The following is a 6,546-nucleotide window of genomic DNA, read 5'->3' on the forward strand; positions in this document are numbered from 1 at the left end:
GACCCTCTCCTTAAAAGGGAGATGCTCTACCAACTGAGCTACCAGGTCATTATTTCAAGAGTGCTAGCATTATTGCTGTTAGCGGGTGCAAATATAAAATGTTTAATTAATAAAACAATACTTTTTTTAAAGAAATTTTCGTTTTTTTGCATGACTTAATCGTATGTTTTTAATAATCAATTTATAGCGTAAAAATGATTGTAGTTTTAATTGGGTATATGGCTTCTGGAAAGTCGACTTTAGGTAGGATTTTGGCAGAGAAATTAAATTACAATTTTATAGACTTAGATGACTATATAGAAGAACAAGAGCAGACTTCAGTAAATGAAATTTTTAAATTAAGAGGCGAAATATATTTTAGAAAAAAAGAAACACAGTATTTAAAAGCTATTTTAAAGAATAACACGAATACCATTTTATCTTTAGGTGGCGGAACCCCTTGTTATGGTAATAATATGGAAGTTATTTTAAAATCGGAGGATGTAGTTAGTATTTATTTAAAAGCATCAATACCAACTTTGGTTAGTAGATTGAAAAACGAAAAAGCTAAACGCCCATTAATAGCACATATTAAAACTGACGATTTACTTTCTGAATTTATAGGAAAGCATTTATTTGAGCGCTCACAGTTTTATAATCAAGCGGAAAAAACTATTTCAACAGATAATAAAACTGAACATAAAATTATTGAAGATTTACTTTTTAAACTACTCTAAAACAGCTTCAAAGTTTTTACCTTCTAGAATTACACTTACATGTTCGTGTAAGGAGGTAGATAATGAAATACCTTTAAAATCTGCTTTAACAGGATATTTTTTATGATTTCTATTTACCAAAACAGCCGTTTTAAATTGCTTTAAAGGCACATCCAAAAAATGCTTAACACTATAAATTAGTGTAGTACCAGAGTTTAAAACATCATCTATTAAAACTAAAGATTTATTTTTATAATCATTTGGAGAGATAGATGTTTTAATTTCTAACGAAGGATTTTTTTTATCAATACTAACTTTGCATAGTATTGGGTTAATATCAGAAATTTTACTAAGTACTGTTTTTAATTTCTTTGCAAGAATATACCCATTACTCCCAATTCCAGCTAAAATAACCTCGGTCTCATTAACATTATTTTCGTATATCTGAAAAGCTATACGTCTTATTTTGTGATTAATTTCGTTATGTGTTAAAATCACATTATTCTTAGCTGTCATAATATGTGTAAGTTAAATTAAAGCTTAAAATTAATCATTTTCATCAGTAAAATCATCAATATCTCTTCGGTCTTTTTTTGTAGGTCTTCCAACACCCTTTTTTCTATAATAATCTTTTGCATACTTTAAAAGTTCCTGAGCTTCAAATTGCTCTTTTGGGGTTAGATCTGTTCTATAAATATCTACCAATTTTGCACCAATTCTACTCTCAGGAATATCATTAACTCTTAATTTATAATTAATTTGATTCTTTCTTAGTTCAATTATGTCTTGAGCAAATACCTCTCTACTAGGTTTAACAGCATCGTTATTTACTTTAACCTGACCTTTTTTACAAGCTGTTGTTGCTATCGATCTGGTTTTGTAATACCTAACACACCATAAATACTTATCAATTCGCATACAATTATTCTAAAAACTACGTTAATGTTGTTGTGCAAAACTATATTAAAATTGTATCTTGCGGCTCAAAAATAAGCAATAATGAGAAAAGGAAAAGTAGCTTTATCTATTTTATGTTTAGTAGTTGGATTTTTATCTTGTAATAAAGATGACGGAGGCGGTGGTATTACTGAAATTGAATTAAGAGACCGAACAGAACAACAAGCTAAAGATAAAGATTCTTTAATTAAGTATTTAAGCACCCATTACTATAATGCAGGTGATTTCGAAGGAAATCCAAATCCTAAGAGTGCAGATTTAATTATAAAAAAAGTACCAGAAAGTGGCATATTGCCAAATGCTACAGATAAGGTTTTATATACTGATGATGGTAATAATGATAATGATGCAGTTAAAACGAAAACGGTAGTTTTTAAAGAAACAACTTATGAGTTTTATATTCTTGATTTAAACCCAAAAGAAACTGGAACATCTCCTAATTTTTCGGACCAAATTCGTTTGAATTATGAAGGATTTACGCTTGATGATAAAGTCTTTGATAGTGCGGTAACACCAGTAGATTTTGATTTAGTATCATTAATTCCTGGGTGGAGAAAAGTGATGCCATTTTTTAAAGCAGCAGAATCGTTTGCTAATAATGAAGATGGAACGGTTGATTATATGAATCATGGTGTAGGCGTTATGTTTTTGCCATCTGGTTTAGCTTATTTTAGTCAAGCGCAAGGAGGAATTCCTGCATATAGATCAATTGCTTTTAAATTTGATTTGTTTCAAACCGCAATAGCCGATCATGATAATGATGGGATACCTTCTTATTTAGAAGATATAAATGGCGATGGTGAATTTACCATAAATACTGATGCTGATACTAAAGATGGAGATGATACAGACTCAGATAATATTCCTAATTATTTTGATTTAGATGATGATGGCGATGGTGTACCAACAATTAATGAGTTGGAGTCTAAAACATATAGTATTAATACTAATCAGGGAGAAGAAGAACCTGTTCTTGGTGCTAAAGAGTTTAAAATTAGCAGATCTGAAAGTGAAGGTATTATAACTTTAAAAACTGTTACAATTAAAGATTCTAATAGCGATGGTATTGATGATTATCTGGATAAAGACATTGCAATAAACTATAACGAATAATAGTATATAAAATTTTGTTCATAAATAAAAAACCTCGCTATTAGTGAGGTTTTTTATTTAAAAAACTTATCCTATTAATTATGCTTATAGAATAAGCGATAAACTTAAAATTAACTGATCTGGACGTGTGTCTAATCTACTTGTTCCTACATTATTATTTTCTAAAAATTTAGCTTCGTTATTGCTAAACCCTCTTTCGTACCTTACATCTATACCAAGTTTGTTTAGATTAAGACCTATACCAAAGTTTAGTCCAACAGATAAATCATTATCAATATCATTAATAGAGATTCCATCAAACTCAGAGTCTAAAATATATTGAAATGATGGCCCTCCAAAAACACTAATAGGACCTAAAACTTTTAAACCTACTAATAGAGGAGCATCAATTTTTTGCATTTTAAAGTCATCATTTGCATAATCACTTTTTGTGCTCGTGTAAACGAGCTCGGGTTTGAAATAAACTTGCTTTCCAAATTTTCCAAATACCCCAAAGTGATACCCAATGTTTCTATCAGGATTTTCGGCATTGTTACTTACAGATTCAAAATAATTGCCATTGGCATTGTAGTTTAAACCTGCTTTAAAACCAAAACCACTTGCAGTTTGAGCGTAAGTAGTTGTAGATATTGATACTAAAAATAATAAGGTAATAAAAAATGAATTCTTCATAATTGTTCGTTTTTTGTGATTTCGAGTATAGTATCAAAAACGTTGCCAAACGAAAATTATTTCTTTAATAAAGATTTATTTTAAAATAAAAAGGGTTCTTTTAATTGAATAAAAGAACCCTTTTCTAAATTATATTATTGTTATTTTCTTTTAATAACGGCTTGTGCTTTTTCAATTATAGTTGCACTGTTTAAACCATACTTTTCCATAAGTTGAGCTGGTGTGCCAGATTCCCCAAAAGTATCGTTGGTTGCAACAAACTCTTGCGGAGTTGGTTTGTGTAATGCTAAAGTTCTTGCAACACTTTCTCCTAACCCCCCTAAAAAGTTATGCTCTTCAGCAGTAACAATACAACCCGTTTTTGCAACAGAATCTAAAATAGCCTTTTCATCTAAGGGTTTAATGGTATGTATATTTATTACTTCGGCAGAAATTCCTTTTTCATGTAACACTTTAGAGGCTTCTAAGGCTTCCCAAACTAAATGCCCTGTGGCAACAATAGTTACATCTGTTCCTTCAGTAAGCTTTATAGCTTTACCAATTTCAAATGTTTGATTTTCTGGAGTAAAAACAGGAACTGCTGGTCGTCCAAATCGTAAATATACTGGTCCGTCGTGCTCTGCAATAGCAATAGTTGCTGCTTTGGTTTGGTTATAATCACAGGTATTAATTACGGTCATACCTGGAAGCATTTTCATTAATCCGATATCTTCAAGAATTTGATGTGTTGCTCCATCTTCACCTAAAGTTAATCCAGCATGCGATGCACATATTTTCACATTTTTACCTGAATATGCAATAGATTGACGTATTTGATCGTAAACTCTCCCTGTCGAAAAGTTTGCAAAGGTTCCAGTAAAAGGAATTTTACCTCCAATAGTTAAGCCTGCGGCAATCCCCATCATGTTAGCTTCGGCAATCCCAATTTGAAAGAAACGCTCTGGGTTTTCTTTAATAAATTGATCCATTTTTAAAGACCCAATTAAATCGGCACAAAGTGCTACAACATTAGGGTTGGTTCTACCAAGTTCTGTTAATCCAGCACCAAATCCGCTTCGAGTATCTTTTTTTTCTGTGTATGTATATGTTTTCATTTTTTCTTTGGATTGATGGTTAGTAGTCGCCTAAAGTTTCTGCATTTTGAGATAAAGCATTGGCTAACTGCTCATCGTTTGGTGCCTTACCATGCCATGCGTGAGTATGCATCATAAAATCAACACCATTACCCATCATGGTTTTTAATAACACACATACTGGCTTTCCTTGTCCTGTTTCGGCTTTAGCTTTAGCCATTCCTTTTAGTATAGCCTCAATATTATTGCCTTCTTCAATTTCTATAACAGTCCAATCAAAAGCTTCAAATTTAGCTTTAATACTTCCCATTGGTAAAACATCATCAGTAGCACCATCAATTTGCTTTTCGTTTAAATCTACAGTTGCGATTATATTATCTATTTTTTTAGCTGATGCATACATAATAGCTTCCCAATTCTGACCTTCTTGCAATTCGCCATCGCCGTGTAAAGAATACACTAAATGGGTATCGCCATTTAATTTTTTTGCTTGGGCTGCTCCTAAAGCTACACTCATGCCTTGGCCTAATGAACCAGAAGCGATACGAATACCTTCTAAACCTTCGTGAGTAGTTGGATGCCCTTGTAAACGCGAATTAATCAATCTAAATGTGTTTAATTCATCTACAGAAAAATAACCTGTTCTTGCTAACACACTGTAATAAACTGGTGAGATATGTCCGTTTGATAAAAAGAAAAGGTCTTCACCAATACCATCCATATCAAAATGGTCTTTTCTATCCATAATTTCACTGTAAAGTGCAACAAAAAATTCTGCACATCCTAATGAACCACCTGGGTGACCAGAATTTACTTTATGCACCATTCGTAAAATATCTCTACGAACCTGCGTTGTTAAATCTTCTAATTGTTGTGTGTTTGGCATGTTTAAATTATTAGTTTTTTGCGCGACAAAAATAATCTTTTAAATACCCTTAACAAAATTGAAATGATGCATTTATTAACGAAATATGATGATTTGCTAACAATTGAAAATTTTATTCTGAAATTCATTATGAATAATGTTTTTACGCTTCGTAAAAGATGTTTTATATGTATAAAATTTATTAAATGTTTAAGAGCATAAGCCGTTTTGTTATTTATCTTTACTTCTATATTTTATTTTAAGCAGGAATAAGTTAACCTACAATAATTAGGCATTAAAATTAATTTAGAATTAAAAAAATATGTAGGTTTGCCGACGACAGATTTTTGATTATGACATTTGAATTAAAAGCTAAAGATTCTCAAAGTAAAGCTAGAGCAGGAAAAATTACTACAGACCACGGCGTTATTGAAACACCTATTTTTATGCCTGTTGGTACGGTTGCTACGGTTAAAGGGGTGCATCAGCGTGAGTTGAAAGAAGAAATTAATCCTGATATAATTCTTGGAAATACTTACCATTTATATCTACGTCCGCAAACTCATATTATTGAAAAAGCTGGTGGATTACATAAATTTATGAATTGGGATAGAAATATTTTAACTGATTCTGGAGGGTATCAAGTATATTCACTTTCTGCAAATAGAAAAATAAAAGAAGAAGGTGTAAAATTTAAATCTCATATAGACGGAAGCTACCATACGTTCACACCAGAAAATGTTATGGAAATTCAGCGCACTATTGGAGCAGATATTATTATGGCTTTTGATGAATGTACACCATATCCTTGTGATTATAATTATGCCAAACGCTCGATGCACATGACACATCGTTGGTTAGACCGCTGTATAAATCATTTAGAAAAAACGCCATTAAGATACGATTATAGTCAAGCATTTTTTCCAATAGTACAAGGCAGTACGTATAAAGATTTGCGTAAGCAGTCTGCTGAATATATTGCAAATTCTGGAGCTATTGGTAATGCTATTGGAGGTTTGTCTGTAGGTGAGCCAGCCGAAGAAATGTATGCCATGACCGAAGTTGTAACCGATATTCTTCCAGAAGATAAACCACGATATTTAATGGGCGTTGGTACGCCAATCAATATTTTAGAAAATATTGCGTTAGGTGTAGATATGTTTGATTGTGT

8 protein-coding genes are annotated in these 6,546 nt (G+C 31.7%); 3 read left to right on the forward strand and 5 right to left on the reverse strand.

What is annotated here, in order from left to right:
- Window positions 1-194: 194 nt before the first annotated feature.
- The gene (locus tag AADI82_RS12685; RefSeq protein WP_341216798.1) at window positions 195-716 is read left to right on the forward strand and encodes a shikimate kinase; all 522 of its coding nucleotides are present in this window, start codon (window positions 195-197) and stop codon (window positions 714-716) included.
- On the opposite strand, the gene AADI82_RS12690 is transcribed toward AADI82_RS12685, so the two are convergent.
- A complete protein-coding gene (locus AADI82_RS12690) occupies window positions 708-1,211 on the reverse strand; it encodes a phosphoribosyltransferase family protein (RefSeq protein WP_341216799.1) in 504 nt (167 codons plus the stop codon). The genes AADI82_RS12685 and AADI82_RS12690 overlap by 9 nt on opposite strands.
- A 30-nt stretch (window positions 1,212-1,241) precedes the next feature.
- The gene (locus tag AADI82_RS12695; RefSeq protein WP_341216800.1) at window positions 1,242-1,613 is read right to left on the reverse strand and encodes an RNA-binding S4 domain-containing protein; all 372 of its coding nucleotides are present in this window, start codon (window positions 1,611-1,613) and stop codon (window positions 1,242-1,244) included.
- Between the two features lie 81 nt (window positions 1,614-1,694).
- Here AADI82_RS12695 and AADI82_RS12700 point away from each other — a divergent pair, with 81 nt between their 5' ends.
- Window positions 1,695-2,765 (forward strand): hypothetical protein, encoded by a 1,071-nt coding sequence (locus AADI82_RS12700; protein ID WP_341216801.1) that lies wholly within the window; start codon window positions 1,695-1,697, stop codon window positions 2,763-2,765.
- 84 nt (window positions 2,766-2,849) lie between these two features.
- On the opposite strand, the gene AADI82_RS12705 is transcribed toward AADI82_RS12700, so the two are convergent.
- The 3 genes from AADI82_RS12705 to AADI82_RS12715 all read right to left on the reverse strand — a co-directional run bounded on the left by AADI82_RS12705 (window position 2,850) and on the right by AADI82_RS12715 (window position 5,429).
- A complete protein-coding gene (locus AADI82_RS12705; RefSeq protein WP_341216802.1) occupies window positions 2,850-3,437 on the reverse strand; it encodes an outer membrane beta-barrel protein in 588 nt (195 codons plus the stop codon).
- 140 nt (window positions 3,438-3,577) lie between these two features.
- Window positions 3,578-4,531 (reverse strand): transketolase C-terminal domain-containing protein, encoded by a 954-nt coding sequence (locus AADI82_RS12710; RefSeq protein ID WP_341216803.1) that lies wholly within the window; start codon window positions 4,529-4,531, stop codon window positions 3,578-3,580.
- A 19-nt stretch (window positions 4,532-4,550) separates the two neighbouring features.
- On the reverse strand, window positions 4,551-5,429 hold the full coding sequence (locus AADI82_RS12715) for a transketolase (protein WP_341216805.1): 879 nt from the start codon (window positions 5,427-5,429) through the stop codon (window positions 4,551-4,553).
- Window positions 5,430-5,728: 299 nt separating this feature from the next.
- Between AADI82_RS12715 and tgt the strand changes: the two genes are divergently transcribed.
- A partial coding sequence (tgt, locus tag AADI82_RS12720; protein WP_341216804.1) for a tRNA guanosine(34) transglycosylase Tgt occupies window positions 5,729-6,546 on the forward strand: 818 nt, incomplete at its 3' end.

Origin of the sequence: uncultured Wocania sp. (assembly GCF_964021735.1) — a bacterium.
Lineage (GTDB): Bacteria > Bacteroidota > Bacteroidia > Flavobacteriales > Flavobacteriaceae > Wocania_A.